18 protein-coding genes are annotated in these 24,672 nt (G+C 73.0%); 12 read left to right on the top strand and 6 right to left on the bottom strand.

Features of this window, described 5'->3' with window-relative positions; translation table 11 throughout:
* Window positions 1-7 precede the first annotated feature (7 nt).
* From VYL96_RS14085 to VYL96_RS14060, 6 genes are all read left to right on the top strand, one after another.
* Window positions 8-982 (top strand): iron ABC transporter substrate-binding protein, encoded by a 975-nt coding sequence (locus VYL96_RS14085; protein ID WP_061914657.1) that lies wholly within the window; start codon window positions 8-10, stop codon window positions 980-982.
* A 130-nt stretch (window positions 983-1,112) separates the two neighbouring features.
* A complete protein-coding gene (locus VYL96_RS14080) occupies window positions 1,113-2,606 on the top strand; it encodes an ABC transporter permease (protein ID WP_165928491.1) in 1,494 nt (497 codons plus the stop codon).
* Window positions 2,603-3,652 carry an ABC transporter ATP-binding protein gene (locus tag VYL96_RS14075; RefSeq protein ID WP_131885864.1) on the top strand — a complete coding sequence of 350 codons (1,050 nt, stop codon included), beginning with the start codon at window positions 2,603-2,605 and terminating at the stop codon, window positions 3,650-3,652. The genes VYL96_RS14080 and VYL96_RS14075 overlap by 4 nt, the downstream gene beginning before the upstream one ends.
* Window positions 3,649-6,312, top strand: coding sequence for an AMP-binding protein (locus tag VYL96_RS14070; protein WP_131885865.1), 2,664 nt, complete (start codon window positions 3,649-3,651; stop codon window positions 6,310-6,312). Before VYL96_RS14075 ends, VYL96_RS14070 begins: the two co-directional genes overlap by 4 nt.
* A gap of 16 nt (window positions 6,313-6,328) precedes the next feature.
* A complete protein-coding gene (locus tag VYL96_RS14065; RefSeq protein ID WP_061914666.1) occupies window positions 6,329-7,168 on the top strand; it encodes a carbon-nitrogen hydrolase family protein in 840 nt (279 codons plus the stop codon).
* Entirely contained in the window at window positions 7,165-8,211 is a 1,047-nt protein-coding gene (locus VYL96_RS14060) for a hypothetical protein (protein ID WP_131885866.1), read from the top strand. The genes VYL96_RS14065 and VYL96_RS14060 overlap by 4 nt, the downstream gene beginning before the upstream one ends.
* A gap of 37 nt (window positions 8,212-8,248) precedes the next feature.
* Here VYL96_RS14060 and VYL96_RS14055 read toward each other — a convergent pair whose 3' ends face one another.
* The gene (locus VYL96_RS14055; RefSeq protein ID WP_131885867.1) at window positions 8,249-9,553 is read right to left on the bottom strand and encodes an FAD-binding oxidoreductase; all 1,305 of its coding nucleotides are present in this window, start codon (window positions 9,551-9,553) and stop codon (window positions 8,249-8,251) included.
* 60 nt (window positions 9,554-9,613) lie between these two features.
* Window positions 9,614-10,318, bottom strand: coding sequence for a hypothetical protein (locus VYL96_RS14050; protein WP_131885868.1), 705 nt, complete (start codon window positions 10,316-10,318; stop codon window positions 9,614-9,616).
* A 174-nt stretch (window positions 10,319-10,492) separates the two neighbouring features.
* Between VYL96_RS14050 and VYL96_RS14045 the strand changes: the two genes are divergently transcribed.
* Window positions 10,493-11,563, top strand: a complete 1,071-nt coding sequence (locus VYL96_RS14045) for a DUF368 domain-containing protein (RefSeq protein WP_131885869.1) — start codon at window positions 10,493-10,495, stop codon at window positions 11,561-11,563.
* Here VYL96_RS14045 and VYL96_RS14040 read toward each other — a convergent pair.
* On the bottom strand, window positions 11,524-12,507 hold the full coding sequence (locus VYL96_RS14040) for an SRPBCC family protein (RefSeq protein ID WP_131885870.1): 984 nt from the start codon (window positions 12,505-12,507) through the stop codon (window positions 11,524-11,526). The genes VYL96_RS14045 and VYL96_RS14040 overlap by 40 nt on opposite strands.
* 40 nt (window positions 12,508-12,547) lie before the next feature.
* Window positions 12,548-12,907, bottom strand: coding sequence for an ArsR/SmtB family transcription factor (locus VYL96_RS14035; RefSeq protein WP_131885871.1), 360 nt, complete (start codon window positions 12,905-12,907; stop codon window positions 12,548-12,550).
* Window positions 12,908-13,080: 173 nt separating this feature from the next.
* Between VYL96_RS14035 and VYL96_RS14030 the strand changes: the two genes are divergently transcribed.
* Entirely contained in the window at window positions 13,081-16,461 is a 3,381-nt protein-coding gene (locus VYL96_RS14030) for a DEAD/DEAH box helicase (protein ID WP_061228955.1), read from the top strand.
* A gap of 9 nt (window positions 16,462-16,470) precedes the next feature.
* Here the strand turns inward: VYL96_RS14030 and VYL96_RS14025 are convergent, their stop codons facing one another.
* Window positions 16,471-17,262, bottom strand: a complete 792-nt coding sequence (locus VYL96_RS14025; RefSeq protein ID WP_063935267.1) for an ROK family protein — start codon at window positions 17,260-17,262, stop codon at window positions 16,471-16,473.
* Between the two features lie 174 nt (window positions 17,263-17,436).
* Here VYL96_RS14025 and VYL96_RS14020 point away from each other — a divergent pair, with 174 nt between their 5' ends.
* Entirely contained in the window at window positions 17,437-18,057 is a 621-nt protein-coding gene (locus VYL96_RS14020; RefSeq protein ID WP_109148501.1) for a malonic semialdehyde reductase, read from the top strand.
* 94 nt (window positions 18,058-18,151) lie between these two features.
* Here the strand turns inward: VYL96_RS14020 and VYL96_RS14015 are convergent, their stop codons facing one another.
* Window positions 18,152-18,484, bottom strand: coding sequence for a hypothetical protein (locus tag VYL96_RS14015; protein WP_207913571.1), 333 nt, complete (start codon window positions 18,482-18,484; stop codon window positions 18,152-18,154).
* Between the two features lie 185 nt (window positions 18,485-18,669).
* On the opposite strand from VYL96_RS14015, the gene clpB reads away from it, so the two are divergent.
* The 3 genes from clpB to VYL96_RS14000 all read left to right on the top strand — a co-directional run bounded on the left by clpB (window position 18,670) and on the right by VYL96_RS14000 (window position 24,540).
* A complete protein-coding gene (gene clpB, locus VYL96_RS14010) occupies window positions 18,670-21,234 on the top strand; it encodes an ATP-dependent chaperone ClpB (RefSeq protein ID WP_131885872.1) in 2,565 nt (854 codons plus the stop codon).
* Between the two features lie 201 nt (window positions 21,235-21,435).
* On the top strand, window positions 21,436-22,323 hold the full coding sequence (locus tag VYL96_RS14005) for a sulfurtransferase (RefSeq protein WP_082767722.1): 888 nt from the start codon (window positions 21,436-21,438) through the stop codon (window positions 22,321-22,323).
* Window positions 22,324-22,437: 114 nt separating this feature from the next.
* The gene (locus VYL96_RS14000) at window positions 22,438-24,540 is read left to right on the top strand and encodes a hypothetical protein (protein ID WP_165928490.1); all 2,103 of its coding nucleotides are present in this window, start codon (window positions 22,438-22,440) and stop codon (window positions 24,538-24,540) included.
* Window positions 24,541-24,672: the final 132 nt, after the last annotated feature.

The raw sequence follows: 24,672 nt of genomic DNA, 5'->3' as shown, positions 1-24,672 counted from the left end.
GTCCGCCATGGCGGTCTCGATGTCCGCATGCGGACTGAACAGTGGCGATGACGCGGTCGTCGTCTACAACGCACAGCACGAGTCGCTCACCCGCGAGCTGGCGGACGCGTTCACCCGCGAGACGGGCATCGAGGTCGAGCTGCGCAACGGCAGCGACTTCGACCTCGGTAACCAGCTCGTCGCGGAGGGCGACGCCTCCCGCGCGGACGTGTATCTGACGGAGAACTCGCCGGCGATCTCGATGGTGTCCCGCGAGGGCCTGCTCGCACCGGTGGCTGACGAGACCGTCGGACAGGTTCCGCCGGAGTACCGGCCGTCCACCGGGGACTGGGTCGGAATCGCCGCCCGGTCGACCGTGTTCGTCTACAACACCTCGGCGGTCAACGAGGACGAGTTGCCGACCTCGTTCGCGGACCTGTCGAACCCCCGCTGGACGGGCCGTTGGGGGGCCGCACCGGCGGGAGCGGACTTCCAGGCGATCGTGTCGGCAGCCCTCGAGATGTCGGGCGAGCAGGAGACTCGTCGGTGGCTCGAGTCCCTCCGGCGTCCGGACGGAGGCTTCTCGACGTACAAGGGGAACAAGCCCGTCCTCGCTGCGGTGAACAACGGCGAGATCGACGGCGGGGTGATCTATCACTACTACGTCTTCGGTGATCGAGCCGGGACCGGCGAGTCCTCGCAGAACGTGGGGCAGCACTACTTCCGGAACGGCGGCCCGGAATCGTTCGTCTCCCTGTCCGGTGGCGGCGTGCTCGCGAACGCCCCCCGCGCCGAGGACGCACAGCGCTTCCTCGCCTTCATCACGTCTGCGGCGGGGCAGGGGATCATCCGGGATTCCTCGTTCGAGTACCCGGTGGCCTCGGGTGTCGGGGCGAACGAGGACCTGGTTCCCCTCGCCGAACTCGGCGCACCCGTCGTGGACCCGGCTGGACTGAACGGGCCGGCGGTGACCGACCTGTTGACCTCGGTCGGACTGGTCTGAATCCGTGGACGTGATCGCGCCGCCCCGTGTCGTCACGGGCATCCCGCATGACGCGTCCGAGTCCGCGGCGGCCCGGACGAGGCCACCCGGGCCGGTCCCGCCCCGGCATCGCCGCCCACCGCTGCCGTTGATGCTCGTCGTGGGGGCGGTGACGCTGCTCCTGCTCCTCCCGGTGGGATATGTCGCGTGGCTCGCGGCCGACATCGCTCCGTCGCGCCTGGCTGAGCTGGTGTTTCGCGAACGCGTGGCCCGCCTCTTCTGGTCGACCGTCGCGCTCGTCGTGGTGACCGTCCCCCTCACGGTGGTGATCGGGGTCGCCGCGGCATGGGTCGTCGAACGTACGGACCTCCCGGGTCGTCGCGTGTGGGGTGTGCTCCTGGCCGCTCCGCTCGCGGTGCCCGCGTTCGTCACCAGCTACGCGTGGCTCGGGGTGGACCCTTCGCTCGGCGGCCTGGGAGGAGGCGTGCTCATCGCCGTCTCCGCGTATTTCCCGCTGGTCTACCTCCCGGCCGCGGCCACCCTGAGATGGATCGACCCGGCCGAGGAGGAGGTGGCGCGCTCGCTGGGCCTGTCCGGTGTGGCGGTGGCCCTGCGGGTGGTCGTTCCCCAGCTCAGACTGGCCGTGCTCGGGGGCGCGCTGCTGGTCGCGCTGCATCTGTTGGCCGAGTACGGCGCGTTCTCGATGATCCGGTTCGACACCTTCACCACCGCGATCATGGAGCAGTACCAGTCGACCTACGCCTCGGCCGCAGGGGGCGCCCTGGCCGGTGTCCTGGTAATCCTGTGCCTGTTCCTGCTGGCCGCGGAGGCGGGTGCCCGCGGCCGTGCCCGCTACGCCCGGGTCGGCGCGGGGGCGGCGAGGCGCCGGAACCGGGTCCGACTCGGGTGGTGGACGCCGCTGGCGCTCGCGGCGTGCGCGGGGGTGGTCGGCGCCTCCCTCGGCGTGCCGCTCGTCGTGGTGATGCGGTGGCTGCTCGTGGGCGGGGCCGAGGCCTGGGTCGACGCGGGACTGGGCGAGGCGCTCGCGCAGTCGGTCGGGTACGGGGTGTACGGCGCCGCCGGATGTGTCCTCCTCGCTCTGCCCGTGGCGTGGCTGACGGTACGTCACCCCGGCGCGTTCTCCCGTGTGGCGGACGCCGCGAACTACGTCGCCAGCTCGATACCCGGCATCGTCGTCGCGCTCGCGCTGACGACGGTCGTCATCCGTGTGCTGCCGCAGGTGTACCAGACGGTGGCCCTGGTGCTGGCGGCCTACGTCGTCCTGTTCATCCCGCGTGCGCTCGTGACACTGCGGGCGGGGCTCGCCCAGGCTCCGGAGCGACTCGAGGAGGCCGCCCGGGCTCTCGGTCGGCCGCCGCTGAACGCAGTGGTCACGATCACCCTGCGGCGCGCCGCGCCCTCGATGCTCGCCGCGTTCGCGTTGGTCTTCCTGGCCGTCGTCAACGAGTTGACCGCGACACTGTTGCTCTCGCCGGCGGGAACCGGCACCCTCGCGACCCGTTTCTGGAGTTTGAGCCTTGATCTTGACTATGCGGCGGCCGCGCCGTTCGCGGCGATCATGATCGTGATGTCGGCGCCCGTCACGTACCTCCTCCTGAGGCAGGCGACGGCGGGTGGGCGATGACCACGCAGGGGAGCCCGGGGGATCTCGCGGTGCGCGGTGTGGCGAAGTCGTTCGGCGGACGTCGGGTTCTCCGTGATCTGGACCTCGACGTCCCCGCAGGTGGTTCGGTGGCGGTGGTGGGGCCGTCCGGGTGCGGGAAGACGACCCTGTTGCGGGTGATCGCCGGCTTCGAACACCCGGACAGCGGGTCCGTCCGGTTGGGCGGACGTGAACTCGTAGGGCGGCGGTCGGTCCCCGCCCACCGGCGCCGCATCGGCTACGTGCCCCAGGACGGTGCGCTCTTCCCGCACCTCACGGTGGGCGCGAACATCGGGTTCGGGCTGAAGCGGCGTGAACGGACCGCGGAGCGGGTGTCCGGACTGATGAGACGGGTGTCCCTCGACCCCGGTATGGCGTCGTTGCGACCCGACCAGTTGTCGGGAGGTCAGCAGCAGCGCGTGGCGGTGGCCCGGGCTCTGGCGCAGTCCCCGGACGTCGTGCTGCTCGACGAGTCCTTCTCCGCGCTCGACGCCGGCCTGCGGTCCGCGATCCGGACCGGGGTGGCGGAGGTCCTCCGGGCGGGCGGGGTGACCACTCTGCTGGTGACGCACGACCATGAAGAGGCACTGTCCTTCGCCGACCGTGTCGCCGTGATGCGGGAGGGTACATTCGTCCAGGTCGACCGACCCCGTGAGGTCTACCTGCGCCCCGCCGACGACGCGACGGCCGAGTTCTTCGGGGAGGTCGTCCATCTGTCGGGTCACAGCCGGGAGGGCATCGTCTCCACGGAGCTGGGCGGGGTCCGTGTCCAGGACCGCACGGTGAACGGGCTCGTCTCGCTGACGGTCCGGACCGAGCAGGTCGCCCTGGGGCCGGTGGGGTCCGGTGGGGTCGAGGGGGTGGTCCGTGACGCACGATTCCTCGGGTCGGCGGTGCGGTGTGAGGTCGAGGTGCGCGGTGAGCGCCGGATCGTCGCTCGGTGCCGGCCTCAGGACGCTCCCGAGATCGGCGACGAGGTGAGTCTCGCCGTGGTCGGGGTGGGCCGGGTGTCCGGGGCCCCATCGTGACGGCCACACCGACGGAGCGGCGCCCGTCGCCGATCGGGGTGGTCTCCACGTTCACGCGGCGAGCGGGCGCGGTCGCCGTGGTGGCGGACGGGAACGAGATCACCTACTCGGCGCTGTCGCAGATGTGCGCAGCGCGTGCGGCCGACTACCCGCAAGTCTCCAGCGGGCGCAGGCTGATCGGCCTGGTGGCGGCGAACACGCTCGCCTTCCTCGTGGATTACCTCGCCGCCCACGAGGCCGGCCACGTGGTGATGCTCCTGCCCCCGGAGGGGCCCGCCGCCGACGCGATCCTCGCCGCGTGGCCGCCGGATCTCGTGGCGGGGGATGGCGCCCCGGTGCCGCGCGGCGTGCACACCGCGTCGCCGCGGTACGACCTCCACGACGACCTCGCACTGCTGATGAGCACCTCGGGGTCGACCGGCACTCCCAAGCTGGTACGCCAGTCCCGCGCGGCGGTGCTGGCCAATGCGGCATCGATCGTCGAGTACCTGCGTATCCGGCCGACGGACCGGGCCATCACGACCCTGCCACCGCACTACTGCTACGGCTTGTCCGTGCTGCACAGTCACCTGCTCGCCGGCGCCGGGGTGATCCTCAACACCGACTCGGTCTCGAGGCCGGCGTTCTGGGAGCGCGCGGCAGCCCACGGGGCGACGACGTTCGCGGCGGTCCCCCACACCGTGGAGCTCCTGGAGCGCGTGGGCCTGGAGCGACTGGACGGTCTCACCCGCCTGCGCTATCTCACCCAGGCCGGCGGTCGGCTGGCCCCAGACGCGGTGCGTCGGGTGGCCTCGTATCTGGAGGCCCGGGGCGCCGAGCTCGTGGTGATGTACGGCCAGACCGAGGCCACGGCACGGATGGGATACCTGCCCGCCCACCTCGCGCGCACGCGCCCGGGGGCGGTCGGCATCGCGATCCCCGGCGGTGAGTTCCGCGTGGACCGTCCGCGCGGAGCCGGGTTCGACGAGCCCGGCGAGCTCGTCTACCGCGGACCCAATGTGATGATGGGGTACGCCACGACGCCCGCCGATCTCGGCCGGGGCCCCGAGCTCGAGGAGCTCCGGACGGGGGACCTCGCCCGGATCACCGAGGACGGCCTCGTGGAGATCGTCGGGCGGATGGGTCGCGAGACCAAGGTCTTCGGTCACCGCATCGACCTGGGACGGGTCGAATCGAACCTCGCCGGCCGGGGGTTCGACGTCTCCTGCGTCGGTGAGCCGGACCGGTTGGTGGTGGTCACCCGCGAGCGGTCGGACTCCTCGGCGGTTGCGGCTGCGGCCGCGGACGCGTCGGGGCTTCCCCCGTCGGCGGTGGACGTCCTCGTGTTGGCCGACTACCCCCGCACGGCCGCCGGCAAGGTCGACCAGGTGGCCCTGCGCGCGCTCGTCGCGCAGCGGTCCCGAGAGCCCGGCGGGTCCGAGACCGCCCCTCCGAGTACGCTGGTGGCGGACGCTCTCGGGTTGGACGCGTGCCCTCCCGACGCGACGTTCGTGGACCTCGGGGGCGATTCTCTGACCTATGTGGTGCTCTCGGCGCGACTCGAGCAGCGCGTCCCCGGGCTACCGCGGGACTGGCATCTGCGTCCGCTCGCGGAACTCGACGGCATCACCGTCGCACGGATGCCGGCTCCGAGGTCGCGCCGGCGACCGTGGCGGTCGTGGGCGCGCATGGACACCTCGATCGTCCTCCGCGCGGTGTTCATCCTGACGATCGTCGGCGGGCACACGCGGGCGATGGAGGTCTACGGTGGCGCGCACGTCCTCATCGCGCTGGTCGGATACTCGCTGGCACGTTTCCGTCTGAACCCGGGGAGCGCGGGGGAGCGTGCCCGCGGCGTCCTCAGGACCGCGTCGAGGATCGCGCTGCCCGCCGTCGTGTGGCTGCTGATCGTCACCCCGTTCACCAGCCGCTACCACTGGTACTCGCCGCTGCTGGCGACGCACGTCCTGGGGCCACGGTCCTGGTCCGACGACCGGTGGTGGAATCCCTGGCAGATGTGGTTCGTCGAGGCCTCCGTCTACCTGCTGGTGCTCGTGGCCGCGGTCATGGCCGTGCCCGCGGTGAGTCGTCTCGACTCCCGCCTCCCCTTCGCCGTACCGGCTGCTCTGATCGCCCTCGGTCTGCTCGTGCGCTACGGCGTGGTCGACCTCGGTGGCGGTCCGCTCGTGTGGTACTCCGCGCCGGCGGTGCTCTGGTTGTTCGGGCTCGGGTGGGCCGTGGCGCGCGCCGAACACGCCGGTGTGGCCCGGGGGTCGCGCGGCGCGGCGGTGTGGGCGCGCCTGGCCTGCACGGCGGTGGCGGTGGTCTGCGTGCCGGGGTGGTTCGGGCATCCCGCCAGGGAACTGGTGATCATCGCGGGGATCCTCGCCCTGATCTGGATCCCCTCCGTCCGGTTGCCGCGGCCGGTGGCACGCATGGTAACGCCCCTCGCGGCGGCGTCGTTGTTCATCTATCTCACCCACTTCTTGGTGTACCCGCCGATCCGGGACGCAGGGCATCCGTGGTTGTCCTGGGCGGCGTCGCTCGCCGCGGGGCTGGCGGCGTGGTGGATGTGGGAGCGCGGGGCGACGGCCTGTCGCCGTCTCGGGCGAGGGGCACCGCGGGCCGCGGGTAGCGTCGGAGGTCACCGGTACCGTCGTGCTCGTGCCGCCAGCCCTTAGCCAGAGGAGGACCGCCGTGCGCATCGCCGCCGCCCAGATCCTGACCGGACGCGACCCGCAGGACAACCTCCGACTGGTCCGCGAGTCGGTGGCCGAGGCCGCGGCGCAGTCGGCTCGCATCGTGGTGTTCCCCGAAGCCACCATGCGCGCGTTCGGGGCCGGTCGACTCGACGAGATCGCCGAACCCCTCGAGGGCCCGTGGGCGAGTGCCGTGGCCGATTCCGCCCGTGAGCACGGTGTCCTCGTCGTCGTCGGTATGTTCACGCCCGGTCGGGGCGGCCGCGTCCGCAACACCCTCCTGGTCACGGGACCCACCGGCGGCGGCGAGGAGATCCACACGGGCTACGACAAGATCCACCTGTTCGACGCGTTCGGGTTCGCCGAGTCCGACACCGTCGAGCCCGGTGACGCGACGCGCGTGGTGACGGTCGACGGCGTGGGGGTCGGCCTGAGCGTCTGTTACGACATCCGGTTCCCCGGCCAGTACACCGCGCTCGCGTCCGCCGGCGCGCGCCTCACCCTGTGCAGCGCGTCATGGGGCGCCGGGCCGGGCAAGGTCGACCAGTGGCGGCTGCTCGCCCGGGCGCGCGCGCTCGACTCGACGACCTTCCTGCTCGCCGTGGGACAGGCCGACCCGGCCGTCGAGGGCGTCGAGGTCAAGCGCGGCGCACCCACCGGAGTCGGTCACTCGCTGCTCGTCGGGCCGGACGGGACCGTGCGCTCCGAGGCCGGTCCCGACGCGGGGCTGATGGTCGTGGAGGTCGACGACGACGAGGTCACCGATATCCGGAAGGTCATCCCCGTGCTCGCGAACGGGCGTGTCACGGAGGAGTCGCACGGGAAGATCCCGCGGTGAGCGGACCGGGCGGCCCACGCCGGGGCGACGATCCCGCAGATCCGGACCGCGCCGGCGACGCGCCCACCGAGCCGACCCCGGCGGCCGATCCCGCTGGCGCGGGAGCGGCCGATCTCGCGGACCCGCCGACGGAGCGACTGTCGCCCGGTGGCTCGGGTGCCGCGGACCCGCCCACCGAGCGGTTGCCGCCGGTCGACCCGCCGACGGAGCAGCTCCCGCCCGCGGACCCGGCCACCGAACACCTCCCGCCCGTCCCCGGCGGCACGTCGAGCGCGGCCTGGTCGCAGTACCCCGCGGGCCCCGGGCCGACGCCTCACCCCTACCCGACCGGGGACGTGCCCCCGCCCGGTGATGTCCCGCCCGACGACGGTGATCCCTGGGACGACGGGGACGGCGGCGGGCCGACGCCGTGGATGATCGCCGCCGTCCTGTTGGCGATCGCCCTGGTGGCGGCGCTGGTGGTCTGGCTGCTCACCGCGACCGGCGGTGACGAGGAGCCGGTCGCGGTGCCCACCACCTCGACCCAGACCACCACTCCGACGACGTCGCGGACGACGACGTCGACCACGCCCACCACCACGGGCCCGCCCAGCGCCACCGAGCGCTGCACTTCGGAGTTCATCGCCGGCGAGCTCGGCCGGGGCACGACCGTCCGCGAGTGCGACGAGCGCTTCCTGCTGGTCACCCGGGAGAGCGGTGAGCTGGAGCTGTTCTCGTGGCGGGACGACTCGTGGCAGTTCCTCGCCGAGCCGACGTCCGACGTGTGCCGTGAGCAACTGCAGCAGCTCGGAGTCCCCGACCGGTTCCGCCGCGTGTTCCAGCCGTGCGACGTCGCGACGAGTTCCACGACGTCGTCGACGAGCCCCACGAGCACGAGCAGGATGACCCGGACGACCACCACCGGCACCAAGACCACCGTCACCACGCCCACCACCGCGACGTCGACGGCGACGGCGACCACCGACCAGGCCGACGGCGGAGACGCGGCGGGCGGCGACACGTCCGGGGACGAGACGACCGACGCAGCCATGGCGGCCGGCTGACCCGGGCGACGGGCCTCTTCGGTCGCCCGCGCGGCTCTCAGGGCCGGTCGAAGCTGATGTTCTCCCGCGGGGTGCCCGCCGCGACCAGGCCGCGGACGGTTGCGCGCAGCATCTCCGGCGACCCCGACACGATCACCTGCCGGTCGGCCCACGATCCCCACTGCGTGACCGCCTCGACCAACGTCCCGGTCTGCCGACGGTGCAGCGTGCGGGGTAGTTCCTGGCGGGGCCCGGCCCACCAGGGGTCCTCGTCCTCCTCGGAGACGGGCTGGATGGTCAGCCACGGGGCGGTCGCGGCGAGGTCGACGAGCGTGGGCAGGTCGTAGAGGTCGCCGGGGAAGCGGGCCCCGTAGAACAGGTGCACGCGCGGGTTGTGGCCGTGGCGCATCATGTCGAGCAGCAGGCAGCGCAGCGGGGCGATGCCGGTGCCGCCGCCGATCATGAGCACGTCGCGGAACGGCTCGGAGCGGTCCACCTCGAGCAGGCCGAGCGGCCGGGCGAGCACCCAGCGGTCGCCCACGCCGACGCCGCGGACGAGCGAGCCGCTGAGGGCGCCGCCGGGCACGTCGCGGATGTGGAACTCGATCTGCCCGGCCGGGTTCGAGGGGATCGACGGGCTGAGCCGCCGCCACACGCCGGGGGAGTAGGGCGTGAGCACGCTGAGGTACTGGCCGGGGTGGTAGTCGACCATCACGTCGCTGATGAGCCGCACCACCACGACGTCGCGGGTGGGGCGCAGCACCTCCACGACGGTGGCGCCGACGCGCGCGGGCCCCTCGCCGGCGGCCGCGCCCTGTTGGAGGGCGGTCGACAGCACCCGGTACGCGGTGGCCAGCGTGGTCTCGAGCCGATCGTCCCAGCCGCGCCCGGCGAGGTGACGCAGTGTGTGGGTCAGCGCCTCGCCGAAGCGCTGGTGGTGTCGGGGCGCGAGGTCGAGTTTGCGGTGGTCGGCGCCGAGGTGCCGGGCGAACTCGACGACCTCCTCGACCTTCGACCGGTCACCGTGGGCGTACTCGGTGGTCTCGAACGCCCAGGTCATGGCGCGGACGAACTCGCGGAGCACAGGCGTGGCGTCTCGGGGGAACAGCTCGCGGAAGTCGGGGTCGGCGGCGCGGAGCGCGCGGGCGAACAGCTCGGGGAAGCGGTCGTCGGCGAGCAGGTCGCGCAGCGCGAGCAGCGGCGGCACCTGCGCGCCCACCTCGACGGGCTCGTCGAGCGGCTCGGCCAACGGGTCGTGTCGCCGACCGAGGAACGGGTCGAGGTCGATGTCCGAGACGAGGCGTTCCACGTCGTAGCCACCGAACGGCTCGTCGGCAGGCTCCGGTCCGGGGTCGTCGCTCACGTTCCGGGCACCTCCCGCCTCGTCGTCGTCACCGTCCCCACCCTATCCGCGCGGCGCCGCTCACCTGCCCAGGGTGATGTCGACGCCCGCGCGCAGCTCGTCCTCCGTGTAGGTCAGCTGGCCGCGGCCGGGCAGCTCCACCACGTAATAGGAGCCGCCGGCGGGGACGTCGGGGAACCCGAACGTGAACGTGCACGAGGCCAGGTCGCCGCCGGAGTAGACGAGCCGGGCGGTGCCGATGACGGACGTCGAGCCCTCGAGGAGCGTGATGGTGGTGCCCTCGCCGATGTCGGACAGGGAGACGGGCAGGTCGCAGCCGGTGTCGTCCCCGGAGACCGGGTCGGCGGGCGTCGAGACCACGGTGAAGGAGCCCTCGACCGGGAACGTCGCGGATCCGGGCGCCCGTTCGGGGGGCGGGAGGAGCTGGGGGATCGGTCCGCGCGCGGCGTCGGTGCCGCGGCCGGTGTCGGAACCGGTGCCCGACCACGGTCCGGGGATCACGCCGGAGAGGAGGACGCCCAGCACGACGACGACGAGCGCCGCCGCCCCGAACACGGCCGCGGTCGCGAGGCCACCGCGAGCGCGGGACCGCGGCGGGGTCGCGTCGGGCGGTGGGCCGGCGCCGGGACCGCCATCGGGGGCGGGGAACGGGGGCTGCGGTGGCGGGGAGTCGGCGTCCGGGCCGGGGACGGGTGAGGGCAGGGGCCGGGGCGGGTCGCCGTAGCGGTAGGTGCCGTCGGCGAGCGGCGGGTAGTGCATCGGCATGTCCCCCGCTCCTTCCCGCCCGGTGGTCGATCGGCCGGTACCCGGCGACTGCCCGGCGACCGCCCGGCATCCAGGGCGATTCTAGTGGCCGCGCGGGTGGCGGGTCGGTCACAGTGGGGACGCGGCCGGGCGTGTGGCTTGGTGCCGGGCGCCTTGGTCGGGGATGCTGGGAGAATGGCTGCCGATTCGTCGACTCCCGCTCACGCCCGCCGCGACCCGGTCGGATCCGGGCACGACCCGGTCGACGACGCCGATCTCGACCCGCGCTCGCCGGTGCCGACGCGGCCGGGTCCGCTCGGGATGGTCGGCAACGCCGTCCGCGGCGCGCTCATCGGCATGGCCGAGCTCGTCCCCGGCGTCTCGGGTGGCACGGTCGCCCTGGTGACCGGTGTCTACCCGCGGTTGCTGGACTCCGGCGCGCACGTGGTGGACGGCCTGCGCTCGGCGGCGCTGGGCCCGGACCGTCGGGCCCGCACGCGCGCCGCGTTTCGGCACGTCGACTGGTGGTTGCTGCTGCCGATGGCGGTCGGCATGCTCGCGGTGGTGTTCACCGTGGCCGGGGTGATGAAGGGGTTCGTCGAGGGCAGCCCGGAGATCGCCCGCGGCCTGTTCCTCGGCATGGTGGCCGCGAGCATCGCGGTCCCGCTGGGGATGGCGCGCGCGACCCCGGGCGGACGGAACTGGGTGCTGGGTCTGGTGTTCGTCCTGGGCGCGGTGTTCGCGTTCGTGCTCTCGGGGCTGCCGAGCGGGTCGATCAGCGATCCGTCCTATCTGTTGGTGTTCGTCGCGGCGGCCGTGGCGATCTGCGCCCTGGTCCTGCCGGGGGTCTCCGGGTCATACCTCCTACTGGCGATGGGTCTGTACGCCCCCACGCTCGGCGCGGTCGACGAGCGCAACTTCGCCTACCTGGGCGTCTTCGCGCTCGGCGCGTTGGTCGGCATCTCGCTGTTCGTCAAGGTCCTCGACCGGCTCCTCGAGGACTTCCGCAAGCCCACCCTCGTCGCCATGGCCGGGCTCATGCTGGGCTCGTTGCGTGCGCTGTGGCCGTGGCAGACGGAGGAGGCCGACGTGCTCGCGCCCGGGTCGGACTGGCCCGCCGTGCTGGCCGCGGTGGTGGCCGGCGTGGCGGTGGTGCTGATCGTGCTGGCCGTGGAGAGGGCCTTCGCGGGGAAGACCGCCACCACCGGACCGGCCGCCACGATCGATCAGGCCGCCGACAGCACCTCCGACTCCAACCGCCGGTAGCCGACCTCCATCCCGTCGACCATCCCGGTGTCGAGGATCATCTCGCGCAGCTCGGCGCTCGCGTAGGTGATGACGAGCGTGAGCAGCGTCCCGCCCTCCACGGCGGTGAGGGTCTGCTCGTTGCGGGTGGGCGGCGCGTCGGCGCCCTCCATCGTCTCGGTGAACACCTCGCGGTGCGGCGGGTCGGTCTCCAGCAGCTCACCCGTCAGCGCGAACAGCTCACCCTCGACGCCCTCCCCGGGCGCCCACTCGAAGCGCGTGGTCTCGCCGGGTTCCGACGCGACCCGGCACCCGACGAGCGCCCAGCCGTCCGGCCCGTGGAACCACCGGTCCAGGACCGCGGGGTCGTGGTGGGCGTCCCAGATTTGCTGCGGGGTCCCGCGCAGGACGCGGGTGAACCGGACCGTCCGGTCGTCGAGGTGCTGTGTCCGCGTGCCGGCGTCGGCCGCGAAGGTAGCGTCGTCGGCGACGACGGCGTCGATCTGACCCATCGCCTCGCGGGTGCCCTCCTCCATGCCCATCGCGATCAGCTGGTCGAGTTCGGAGAGGCTGCCGAAGTGGGAGGTGGTGGTCAGGCGGGAGCCTGCCTCCGTCGCCTCGAAGCTGAACACCATGCGGGTGGTGGGCAGGTCCGTGTCGGGCGTGCCGTCGTCGCGGGCGAACCCGTCGATCACCTCGAACGAGCGGCCCTCGTCGACCGCGAGGAACTCCCAGTAGCCGCGGGCGCGGGTGCCGTCGGGCCCGGTCATGTAGTAGTCCGTCCGGCCCCCGGGGAACACGTCGTGCCGGGTGAAGGTGGCGGGCCACGTCGGCGGCCCCCAGAACTTCTCGAGTTGCCGCGGGTCGACGTAGGCGTCCCGCAGGCGACGCACCGGCACCGTGAACTCGGCGACGATGGTCAGGGTCAGTTGGTCGAGATCTTTGTCCACCGATGTCACCGGCATGACGGACCTTCTTCCTCGCGGGTGGTGCTCGGGCGTGGTGCTAGGCGTGGTGCTGCTCCTCGGCGAGGAGGGCGTCGAGTCGGTCGATGCGTCCCCGCCAGATGTCCTCGAACCCGTCGAGCAGGCTCTGCGCTCGTCGGATCGCGTCGACATCGCCCCGGATCCGGCGCTCTCGGCCGATCCGGTGGTCACTGATCAGACCCGCCTCCTCCAGGACGTTGACGTGCTTACGGACGGCCGCGAACGACATGTCGTAGTGGTCCGCCAGTTCGGAGACGGTGGACTCGCCGGCGAGCGTCCGCCGGAGGATGTCCCGCCGCGTGGCGTCGGCCAGCGCGCGGAACAGTCGGTCCACCTCGTCGTCATCGAGGGCCACCTCATCCGTTCGATATGAAACCATATGGTATCACGTTAGGCCTGCCCGCGCCCGGGGTCAATACCCCGTGGCGGGCCGACACCGTCACCGCCGGAACGGGCGCCGGGATTCCACAGCCCGCTTCCGTCTCCACAGGGACGGGCGGGTGCCGCCCGGTGAGCGGCCGTCTAGTCGTCGTCGTCCTCTAGCCTGACGGCGTGCAGGCATCGCTCCCGAGGGTTCCCGAGACCGACGTCGCCTCCTTCGTGGGCGCGGCGGCGCTCGGCCGCGCCCGGCGCTACGTCGACGCCACGCGCATCCGGGAGCTGCGGTACGACGCCGCCACCCACCGCCTCGACGCGGACGTCGCGGGCAGTGGCGGCCGGGGCGGCCGCGCCTGGTACTCGACGACCGTCCACCTCACGGCGCCCGACGCGGACGGGTACTCCCGCCCGCGCCGCAGCCTGTGCACGTGCCCCGTCGCGCTGAACTGCAAGCACGCCGCCGCGGTCATGCTGTACGCGGCGACGCTCGCCGACCGGGACGCCGGCGTGCCCGACTGGCGGCGCCAGGCCGAGGAGGCCCTGCGCACGGTCGACGCGGGGCGGGCGTATCAGGAGGCGCCGATCGTCGGGCTGCAGCTGTCGGTGGTGCCCGACGAGCTCGCCCCGGACGGCGGCGCGGGCGGCCTGCAGCCGGGGCTGGGCAACCGGCTCAAGGCGCGGATCGTGGTGCCCGGCAGCGGCGGGCGCTGGAAGTCGGCGGGCGTCGAGTGGGACCGGCTGCGCTACGGCTGGGACGGCGGACTGTCGCTCGCCCAGGCCGCGTGGCTGCGGGCGGTCGACGCGCTCGCCCGCAGTCACCGCCAGGCGCGCGTGTGGCTCGACCTGTGCGACGCCGAGGTCCCCGCCCTGTGGCCGCTCATCGTCACGGCCGCGGAGGCCGAGATGGAGATCGTGCCCGGCGACGGCCTGCGCGAGGTCGTGCCCGGGCCGCCGCGCCGAGTCGGCCTCACCGCGTGGAGTCCGGACGGGTCGGCGCTGGTGGTGGTCGCCGCGGCGGAGGTGGAGCCGGGACCGGACGGCACCGCGGGCGGCGGCTACGGCGCCGGGGACGGCGAGGGCGACGACGGCGAGGGCGACGACGACGACGAGGGCCGCGACCGCCCCCTGCCCGGCGCCCTCGTGGGGGAGCACGGGGACATGGTCGCGCTGGTCCGTGACCGGGTGCTGGAGCTGTCCCCGGTCGGGCGGCTGGGGCCCGGCGTGGCCGGGCAGCTGCGGCAGTGGCGCGCCCTGACCGTCCCCGACGAGGCGGTGCCCGAGTTCTGTGCGGACTTCCTGCCCGACCTCGTCGACAGGTTCCCGGTGACCGACCGCGTCGGGCGGCTCGAGCTCCCCCGGTTCGATCGCGTGGAGCTCGAGCTGACGATCCGGCCGCCCGCCGGGGCGGGCCCGGGCGGTGCGACCCACGAGCTGGGACTGATGCTGCAGTGGCACCGCGTCGACGTGATGCGCATGTCCGACGACACCGAGGTGACGCGCCGTCGGCCCCTCAGCGTGGCCGAGATGGGGATCGGCACCCCGCTGCCCGGGGATCCCGCGCTCATCGCGCTGACCACGGCCGTCTCCGACGCCGGCTGGGGCTGGATCCTCGGCGAGGGCACCCTGCGGGTGACCGGCCGGGAGGCGGGGCTGGTGCTGACCGACGGGCTCGAGCAGCTCCGCGCACTCGACGGCGTCCACGTGGTGCTGGCCGACGAGGTGCCGAGTATCCGCCGGGCCACGGAGGGGCCGCGCATCCACGTGGCCACCGAGGACGACCGCTCGGGGATCGACTGGCTGGGACTGACGGTCACCGTCACCGTCGAAGGCCGCCCCGTCCCGTTCGCCGCCATCTTCCGGGCGGTGGTCACCGGGCAGGACGAGTTCCTCACCGAGGACGGGCTGCTCGTCCCGGTGGACCTCGAGCGGTTCGGCGAGCTGCGCGAGCTGCTCGACGAGGCGATGGCGGCCTCCGCCGAGCGGGTCGGCAGGGAGCCGGACGGGGCGGGAGTGAAGATCGGCCTCGGGCAGGCCGGGGTGCTCGCGGACCTCGCGGAGCTGGCTGACGATCTCGAGCCACCGTCCGGGCGGGCGCGCGCGCTGCTCGAACTGGCCGCCGACACCCCCGCGCCCGTCCCGGCCCCCGCCGCGCTCGAGGCGGACCTGCGGCCGTACCAGCAGCAGGGCCTGGACTGGCTGGCCATGCTGTGGCGGCACCGGATCGGCGGGATCCTCGCCGACGACATGGGCCTGGGCAAGACCATCCAGTCGCTCGCGCTCATCGCCCACGCGCACGAGACCGCCGGCGACCGCCCGCCGGGGCCGTTCCTCGTCGTGGCGCCCTCGTCGGTCGTGCCCAACTGGGAGGCCGAGGCGCGCCGGTTCGTCCCCTCGCTCCGGGTGTCGCGGCGGTCTGCGACCGAGGCCCGGTCCACGACGACGGTCGCCGAGGACGCGGCCGCGTCCGACATCGTGGTGACCTCCGCCGCGGTTCTGCGGCTGGACGCCGAGTCGTACGCGGGCGTCGAGTGGGCGGGCGTGATCCTCGACGAGGCCCAGCAGGCAAAGAACCCGGGGTCCAAGCTCTTCGCCGCGCTGGCCGGGCTGCGGGCGGACTTCCTGCTCGCCGTGACGGGCACGCCCATGGAGAACAACCTCACCGAACTGTGGGCGGTCGCGGCGCTGTCGTGCCGGGGCGTGCTGCCCGACGCCAAGGACTTCCGCACCCGCTTCCGCACGCCCATCGAGAAGGACGGGGACCGGGCCACGCTCGAGCGGCTGCGCAGGCGGTTGCGTCCGTTCCTGCTGCGGCGGCGCAAGGAGCTCGTGGCCGCCGACCTGCCCCCGCGCACGGACGCGGTGATGGAGATCGAGTTGTCGGCCACGCACCGCCGGATCTACGAACGGGAGCTCGCGAGGCAGCGGGCCTCGCTGCTGGCGCTGCTCGACGACTTCGAGTCCAACCGCATCAGCGTCCTCGCCGGGCTCACCGTGCTCCGGCGGCTGTGCCTGGACGCATCCCTGGTCGACCCGGACCATCTCGGCGTCGCGTCGGCGAAGACCGACGAGCTCATCGCCGCGCTGCGGGAGGTGGTGGCCGAGGGGCACCGCGCGCTCGTGTTCAGCCAGTTCACCACCTACCTCGACACCGTCGTGGATCGCTTGCGCGACGAGGGGATCACCGTGGCCCACCTCGACGGGAGCACGACGGATCGGGCCGGGGCCGTCGGCGAGTTCACCGAGGGCGGCGCGCAGGTGTTCTGCCTCAGCCTCAAGGCCGGCGGCGTGGGGCTCAACCTGGTCGGCGCCGACTACGTGTTCCTGCTGGACCCGTGGTGGAACCCGGCGACCGAGGCCCAGGCCGTGGACCGCGCGCACCGCATCGGCCAGACTCGCCCGGTGCTGGTCTACCGGATGGTCGCCCGCGACACGATCGAGGAGCGCGTGGTCGAGCTGCAGCAGCGCAAGGCCGAGCTGTTCGCCTCCGTCCTGGACAGCGGCGAGCATTTCTCCGCCGCGCTCACCGCCGACGACCTGCGCGGGCTGCTGGGGTAGGCGCGCGACTCAACGCATCTCCGGCAGCGCCAGCCCCGCTGCCACGGCCGCCCCGAACAGCGCCGTGTCCCGCGACGGCGAGTAGACCACGCGCGGGACGGGCACGGTGATCGGCAGGGACTGGAGCTGCTCGGCGACCGGCCCGTGCAGTGCCTCGCCCAGCCCCACGACGATGCCGCCGGTGAGTAGGACCGTCCGGGGGCGGAAGAGCTGGACGGCGTCCACGAGGAACGATCCGAGCCGGTAGGCGTAGATCTCGGCGGCGCCGTCGCCGTGCTCCCGCTCGAGGTCGTACAGGCCGTGCCCGCCCAGTCCCCACCACGCCTCGGTGTTGGTACCGTCGCCGACGATCCGCCAGTGCCCGAGGTCCCAGCCGGTGTGGCCGCACGGGTGGATGAGCGCGCCGTGGTGGTTGAGTGCGCCGAACGCCAGGGACGAGCCGAGGGAGATGGCGATACCGCCGAACTCGACGTCCGGGAGCCGCGTCAGCGCCAGGGCGTGGGCGTCACCGTCGCCGATGACCGAGACCGGCGCTTCGATCAGCGACACCAGCTCGGTGCGCAGGTCGCACTCCGCCCACGCGGCGGCGCGCGACATGACGACCCGCCCGCGGTCCGCGTCGACGTGGCCGTTCAGCGATACCCCGACCCCGGCGGGGGAGCGGTCGACGGCGAGGATCGCGGTGGCGAGATCCTCGGCGGTCGCGACCTCGGCACCGTGGACGCCCACCACGTTGCCGTCCACCACGGCACCGATCCGCGTCCCGCTGCCGCCGATGTCCACGACCACGCCGTTGCGCATCGCCGCACCTCCCTCTTTCGTGCCTACATTCTCACCACTTATTCGTAGCGGGTGCGCGGAGGGTTTGCCGCCGGTGACCGCGCGCCGGCCGGCACACAGGCCGCCGGCCGGGGTGTGGCCGAGATCATGCGGAGACCGGAGATCAGACGTCGCCGCGTGTCGTTAGTAGTAGACATGACCGCTACTTTCAACGCCCAGAACGCGCTCGCCCTCGACGAGCAGGCGCAGGACCTCCTATTCCGCGAGGCGCGCACGGCCAACGCCTTCACCGATGAGCCCGTCACCGACGAGCAGATCCGCGCGATCTTCGACCTGGTGAAGTGGGCGCCCACCTCCATGAACATCCAGCCTCTGCGCGCCATCGTCATCCGATCGGAGGAGGCCAAGGCCCGGCTGCTCCCGCTCCTCGCCGAGGGTAACCGCGCAAAGACCGCCGCGGCCCCGGCCGTCGCGCTGCTCGCGGCCGACATCGACTTCCACGACGAGCTGCCCACGCAGTTCCCGCACTTCCCCGGTGCGCGCGATCTGTTCGCCGATGACGAGGACGCCCGCGTGAGCACGGCCGAACTCAACGCCGGGCTGCAGATCGGCTACGCGATCATCGGGATCCGTGCCGCCGGCCTCGCGGCGGGTCCGATGACCGGCTTCGACGCCGAGGCGATCTCCCGCGAGTTCTTCCCCGACGGCCGCCACCGCGTGCTCATGGCCATCAACATCGGCAAGCCGGCCGAGGAGGGTGCCTGGTTCGACCGGCTCCCGCGGCTCGGGTACGACGAGGTCGTCGAGACCCTCTGACAGAGCTCTTCTCCACCTCTCCGACGGGCCGGGCGCTGCGGCGCCCGGCCCGTCGGCGTCATCCGGCGGTCGTCCAGGCGAGGACGTCGACGGCTCAGACGATGTCTCCGATGACCCCCGGCGGCGCGCCGATGGTCGACACGGGGATCTCACGCCCGCACGGCCAGTGGGCGATGTGTCCGCTTTCGGTGGTCATCACGGCGTAGTCGAGGTCGGCCCGGAGCCCGGCCGGCGGCGAGTGGTCCTCGGGCCGTCGCGGCGACCATTCCCCGCGCAGCGGCCGGGGCGCGCCCGGGATGGTGGTGTCCCGGTGCTCGGCGGGGACCTTTTCCAGCAGTGAGGGGGTCGTGCCGACCACGGCCAGCGCGATCGCGATCGGCACGACCATCGCGAGGACGTAGATGACGAACCTGGTGGCGCGGGCCACCGGACTGTAGTGGAGTCTATTCAGTTGTGGACATTCGTTCACATCAGTCCGCGGTCCTTGTGGCACGATCTCTGACTTGAGTGGAATAGACTCAACCTGACAGTCGTTGTAGGGAGTGTCCGGCGGTGAACAGCGCCGGTATTGATTCCAGTACGCTCAACACTACGCCTAGAAAGGACCGGTCGATGAGCCAGTTCAACCCCACGACCAAGACTCAGGCGGCTCTCTCGGCCGCCGTCCAATCCGCGTCCGCGGCGGGTAACCCGGATGTGCGACCCGGGCACCTGCTCGTCGCCCTGCTCGAACAGCAGGACGGGATCGCCACCCCCCTCCTCCAGGCCTGCGGGGTGGACCCGCAGCTCGCCCTGACCCAGGCCAAGGCCCTCGTCAGCGGATACCCCAAGGCGTCGGGCTCGGGGATGGCCGCCCCCAACTTGAATCGCGACGCCCTCGCCGTCGTCAACTACTCCCAGACCCTCGCGGCGGAGATGGGCGACGACTACGTCTCCACCGAACACGTCCTGGTCGGCATCGCCGCAGGTGGCGCTCCTGGCGCCACAAACGCAGACGCGGCCAAGCTCCTGAACGAGCTCGGCGCCACCGAGGACGCGCTCAAGCAGGCGTTCACCGCAGTCCGCGGCAACACCCGCGTGACCACGGAGAATCCCGAGGACCAGTACCAGGCGCTCGAGAAGTACGCCACGGACCTCACCGCCCGCGCGCGGGAGGGCAAGATCGACCCGGTCATCGGGCGCGACTCGGAAATCCGCCGCGTCGTTCAGGTCCTGTCCCGCCGCACCAAGAACAACCCCGTACTCATCGGTGAACCCGGCGTCGGCAAGACCGCCATCGTGGAGGGCCTGGCCCGCCGCATCGTCGCCGGGGACGTCCCCGAGTCCCTCAAGGGCAAGACCCTGCTCTCGCTGGACCTGGGCTCGATGGTCGCGGGCGCGAAGTACCGCGGCGAGTTCGAGGAGCGGCTCAAGGCCGTGCTCGACGAGATCACCGCGGCCGAGGGCCAGATCATCACGTTCATCGACGAGATCCACACGATCGTCGGCGCCGGCGCGACCGGCGAGGGCTCGATGGACGCCGGCAACATGATCAAGCCGATGCTCGCCCGCGGCGAGCTGCGACTGGTCGGCGCCACGACCCTCGACGAGTACCGCAAGTACATCGAGAAGGACGCGGCCCTCGAGCGCCGCTTCCAGCAGGTGTACGTGGGTGAGCCCAGCGTCGAGGACACCGTCGGCATCCTGCGCGGGCTCAAGGAGCGCTACGAGGTCCACCACGGCGTGCGCATCACCGACTCCGCACTGGTCTCGGCCGCCACGCTCTCGGACCGCTACATCACGCAGCGGTTCCTGCCCGACAAGGCGATCGACCTGGTCGACGAGGCCGCCAGCCGGCTCAAGATGGAGATCGACTCGCGCCCCGAGGAGATCGACGCCGCCGAGCGGATCGTCCGCCGCCTCGAGATCGAGGAGGTCGCCCTGCAGAAGGAGACCGACGCCGCGTCGAAGGACCGGCTGGTCGCCCTGCAGGCCGAGCTCGCCGACGCCAAGGAGAAGCTGTCCGAGCTGACGGCCCGGTGGCAGAACGAGAAGACCGCCATCGAGGGCGTGCAGCGGATCAAGGAGGAGCTCGACGCCTTGCGCACCGAGTCCGAGAAGGCCGAGCGCGACGGCGACTACGCCCGCGTGGCCGAGATCCGCTACGGACGGCTGCCCGAGCTGGAGAAGCAGCTCGCGCAGGCGGAGGAGAGCGAGGCCGCGGCCGGCGCGATGCTCAAGGAGGAGGTCGGTCCCGAGGACGTCGCCGAGGTCGTCTCCGCCTGGACCGGGATCCCCGTGGGCAAGATGCTCGAGGGCGAGACCGAGAAGCTGCTGCGGATGGAGGACGAGCTCGGCCGCCGGGTCGTCGGTCAGCACGAGGCCGTGCGGGCCGTGTCCGACGCGGTCCGCCGCGCCCGGGCCGGGGTCGCCGACCCCAACCGGCCCACCGGCTCGTTCCTGTTCCTCGGCCCGACGGGCGTCGGAAAGACGGAGCTGGCCAAATCACTGGCCCAGTTCCTGTTCGACGACGAGCGCGCCATGGTCCGGATCGACATGAGCGAGTACTCGGAGAAGCACTCGGTCGCGCGACTCGTCGGTGCCCCTCCGGGCTACGTCGGCTACGAGGCCGGCGGCCAGCTCACCGAGGCGGTGCGCCGCAGGCCGTACACGGTCGTCCTTCTCGACGAGGTGGAGAAGGCTCACCCGGACGTCTTCGACATCCTCCTGCAGGTCCTCGACGACGGTCGCCTGACCGATGGTCAGGGACGCACGGTCGACTTCCGCAACACCATCCTCATCCTCACCTCGAACCTGGGCGCGGGCGGCACGCGGGAGCAGATGATGGACGCGGTCAAGCGGGCGTTCAAGCCGGAGTTCATCAACCGACTGGATGACGTGGTGGTCTTCGACGCCCTCAGCGAGGAGCAGCTGGAGTCGATCGTCGACATCCAGATCGACCAGCTCGCCGAGCGGCTGAAGGCCCGGCGACTGGTGCTCGAGGTCGACGAGGCCGCCAAGGGCTGGCTGGCCCGGCGCGGCTACGACCCGGCCTACGGCGCGCGCCCGCTGCGTCGACTGGTGCAGAAGTCGATCGGCGACCGGCTGGCCCGGGCGCTGCTCGGCGGCGAGGTCCGCGACGGCGACACCGTGCGCGTCTCGCTGGCCGAGGACGGCGAGACGCTCCAGCTGAGCTGAGCCGATGCGGCGCCCGACGGGCCCGGTCACCGGAACGCGGTGACCGGGCCCGTCTCGTCGAGAAGCGCGTTCCGTACCCGCCGATCCCGGGCGATGTGCACGGAACGTACTTGTCGACGAGCCGCGCCGGATGGCGTGAAGCCTGTCACCGCAGCCGGATCGGGCCGCCCACCACGCCGCCGTACGAACTATCCTGGCCACGTGACCAGCGACACCGTCCTCTCGACCACTCGTCCCGACAGCCCCCTTCTCGTCACGGCGCGCGAGCTGATCAACGACGTCTCCAACCTGCCGGTCCCGCCCGTCATCCTCGACGTGCGCTGGCAGCTCGGTGACGCGCTCGGGCGCGAGCATTACTGGTCCGGCCACATCCCCGGCGCGCAGTATCTGGACCTGCCGGGCGACCTCGCGGGCCAGCGCAACGTCCGCGAGGGTCGGCACCCTTTGCCCTCGCCGGAGGACTTCGAGGACGCGATGCGCCGCGTCGGTATCGACAACGACAGTCGCGTGGTGATCTACGACGACCTCGGCAACACCTCGGCCGCCCGCGCCTGGTGGCTCATGCGGTGGGCCGGCAAGAAGGACGTGCACCTGCTCGACGGCGGTCTCAAGGCGTGGATCGCGGAGGGTGAGGACCTCGCCGTGGGGCCCGGCAACCCGGTCTCGCGCGGGAACTTCACGTTCGACCTGGATCACATGCAGACGGTCGGCATCGAGGAGGCCGCCCACTGGCCGGAGCGGGGCGTGCTCATCGACGCGCGCACGCCGGAGCGCTACGAGGGCCGCACCGAGCCGATGGACTCGCGCGCCGGACACATCCCGGGCGCGGTGAACCTGCCCACGATGAACTTCATCGACGACCGCGGCCGATTCCTGCCGTCGGAGAAGTTGCGGGAGATGTTCGCCGAGGTGGGCGTGTCCGAGGGCGACGACGCGGTCGTGTACTGCGGGTCCGGAATCCACGCGTGCCACACGTTGGCGGCGATGGAGGTCGCGGGTCTCGACGCGGGGCGTCTGTTCCCGGGTTCCTGGTCGGCGTGGTCGGCGGACCGCAAGCGCCCGGTCGCGATCGGCCCGGACCCCCGCTAGTCACCCCCTCCGGCCGGTCCGGGCGCGGTTCTCAGCCGCACACGGGACCGGGAGGGGCCCACGCGCCGCGCCACCTGGACGGGCGTGTCGGTCGCGCTGACTACCCTTCAGGGCATGGTCTGGATCTGGTTCCTCGTGGCCCTCGTGCTGCTCGTCGCGGCGATCGCCCTGCTGCGCCTGGATGCCAAGCAGCGCGGCGGCGGGCGCGGCGCGGCGCGCGGCGACGGGCGTTTACGGGCGCGTGCCCCCTTGGCCGGTCCGGAAGGCGACGCGGTCGCGGGGGGATCGGCCGGGGTCGACGACGACGAAGCCCCGCGCCCCGCCGAGCCGGCGGACGGGGCCGATCGGGAGCCCGGGTCGGCGGGACGGTCGGGTGAGCCGCTTCTCGCGCCGTTCCAGCGCTCGCGGAGTGCGGGCGTGGAGGTCCCGTCAGCCGGGGCCCGCGATGACTCGGGGGTCGACGCGTCGGCCGCTGACGAGCAGGCCACTGAGGATCGGATCGCTGTCGAGCCGACCGATGAGCCGGCCGCTGAGCCGGACGATGAGCCGGCCGCTGAGCCGGCCGACGAACCCGCGCCCCTCGACCCGACCGAGCCGACGGTCGACTCGTCGCCGCGGCTGCTCGACAAGGTGCGCGCGCTCCTGCCCGCCCGGCGGCAGCGGGGGACCGCCCCGACGCCGGCGGAGCAGGCGCCGGCCGACCCGCTGGCGGACTCGCCGGTGGTGCGCTGGCTCGAGGATCGCGAGTTCGAACCCACCCCGACGCCGGCCCCGGAGTTCCGGCACGGCGACTTCGCGGGCGGGCTGGCGCCGCTCGGCACGGTCTCGCACGGCGTGTTCCGCGGACGTCGGGCGATCATGGGCGTCACCGGCGGGCGCACGGTGCTGGCGCTGCGCCGCGACACGGCGTCCGACGTGGTGCTGGACCTCAGTCGCCCGGACGTCGACGCCGAGCCGGGCTTCCACGACGCCGGCGAGGTCGGTGCGCTGGAGGCGCGGACGTCGGATTACGGCCGGCTGGACCTCATCGACCGCGACCGCCTGACGGAGGCGGTCCGCGATGTGCCCGCCGACGTGCGCCGCGTCTGGGCGGAGGGCGAGTGGGCGGCCGCGACGATCGACGGCGTCGACGACCCCTCGACCTGGGACGACGTGGTCATGGCCCTGCACGGGGTGGCCGACGTGCTGGCGCCGTTCCCGCCGATCGGTGGCCGGGCCCGCGCGCTGCCCGCGGAGATCGATCCGGGTTCTCCCGCTGCCGCCGCCGGCCCCGAGGCCGACCCCACTGTCGGCATGGACGGCGAGGTCGGCACCGGCACTCACGGACTCCCCGCCGCCGCGGGGCTGCCGGGGTCGGAGAACCTCGTCGTCGTCGACAACGACCTCGGCGGTGACCGCGCCACCGACGGCGACGAGCCGGCGGACGACAAGCCGGCGGACGACGAGCCGGCGGACGACGAACCGGTCGCCCCGGTGCCCGAACCGCGTCGCGCCGGCCACCTCCGCCTGGTCCCGGACCGGTCGGGCGCGCGCGACCTGACCGACGTGCCCGTCGTGGCCGACCGCGGCGACACGATGCCCGACACCGACCCCGACATGCCCGCCGACGCAGCCGTGCCCGCCGACGCAGCCGAGCCGGCAGGGTCCGATACAGAGCCCGACGAGGCGCCCGCCCCCGAGCCCGACCCCTTCGCCGAGATCATGGACATCACCGGCCCGGTCCCCGCGCGCGGCGACGTCGCGGCCGACCACCTCGCGCCCCGGCCACCGCTCTCGCGGCCGAGCCGGGGCATCGGGCAGGCCTACCCGGAGGACGCCTCGGTGCCGCCGCTCGCCGCGGGGGCGTACAGCGGCGAGGCGGCCATCAAGCCGCTCGGCTCGGAGGACGACGAGGACGAGATCCGCGACGAGGTCGAGCGCTTCGACGCCGCCCGCATCGACGGCGGCTCGGACCTCGAGCGGACGCCGTCGGGCCGCCACGGTTCGGACCCGGCGGAGAGCGCGGAGGAGGAGACCGGCCGCCTGTCGGTCGCCGAGCTCGCGGCGAAGGTGGGCGCCACGCCGTCGCCGGGCAGACGCCGCCGGCGCCGCGCGGAGGACGACGAGCAACCCGCGCACGACGACGGTGACGAGGTCGGCGGCCGCGAGCGACCGGGCGTCGACCCCGACGTCGAGCAGACCGCCCGGCTCCACCTCCCGCCGGACATCAGGGACTGACGCCGGTCGCGGACAAACCGGTCGTGACGTGGTGCGATCCGCGGCCGACTAGAGTCGGGACCACCACCGGCGGCGCCTGGCCCGACCGCCGGGCCCACCGTGTCCGTGCAGCCTGCCCCCGCGAGGAGTCCC

Source organism: Dietzia maris (assembly GCF_036287335.1).
Lineage (GTDB): Bacteria > Actinomycetota > Actinomycetes > Mycobacteriales > Mycobacteriaceae > Dietzia > Dietzia cinnamea.
The sequence above is the reverse complement of the archived record's forward strand: the minus strand, read 5'-3'. Positions and strand labels throughout refer to the sequence as shown.

Coding starts and splice junctions, on each gene's coding strand:
- VYL96_RS14085 (WP_061914657.1), top strand. CDS start 8: ATGGCGGTCTCGATGTCCGCATGCGGACTGAACAGTGGCGATGACGCG.
- VYL96_RS14080 (WP_165928491.1), top strand. CDS start 1,113: ATGCTCGTCGTGGGGGCGGTGACGCTGCTCCTGCTCCTCCCGGTGGGA.
- VYL96_RS14075 (WP_131885864.1), top strand. CDS start 2,603: ATGACCACGCAGGGGAGCCCGGGGGATCTCGCGGTGCGCGGTGTGGCG.
- VYL96_RS14050 (WP_131885868.1), bottom strand. CDS start 10,318: ATGCCGATGCACTACCCGCCGCTCGCCGACGGCACCTACCGCTACGGC.
- VYL96_RS14045 (WP_131885869.1), top strand. CDS start 10,493: ATGGCTGCCGATTCGTCGACTCCCGCTCACGCCCGCCGCGACCCGGTC.
- VYL96_RS14040 (WP_131885870.1), bottom strand. CDS start 12,507: ATGCCGGTGACATCGGTGGACAAAGATCTCGACCAACTGACCCTGACC.
- VYL96_RS14035 (WP_131885871.1), bottom strand. CDS start 12,907: ATGGTTTCATATCGAACGGATGAGGTGGCCCTCGATGACGACGAGGTG.
- VYL96_RS14025 (WP_063935267.1), bottom strand. CDS start 17,262: ATGCGCAACGGCGTGGTCGTGGACATCGGCGGCAGCGGGACGCGGATC.
- VYL96_RS14020 (WP_109148501.1), top strand. CDS start 17,437: ATGACCGCTACTTTCAACGCCCAGAACGCGCTCGCCCTCGACGAGCAG.
- clpB (WP_131885872.1), top strand. CDS start 18,670: ATGAGCCAGTTCAACCCCACGACCAAGACTCAGGCGGCTCTCTCGGCC.
- VYL96_RS14000 (WP_165928490.1), top strand. CDS start 22,438: ATGGTCTGGATCTGGTTCCTCGTGGCCCTCGTGCTGCTCGTCGCGGCG.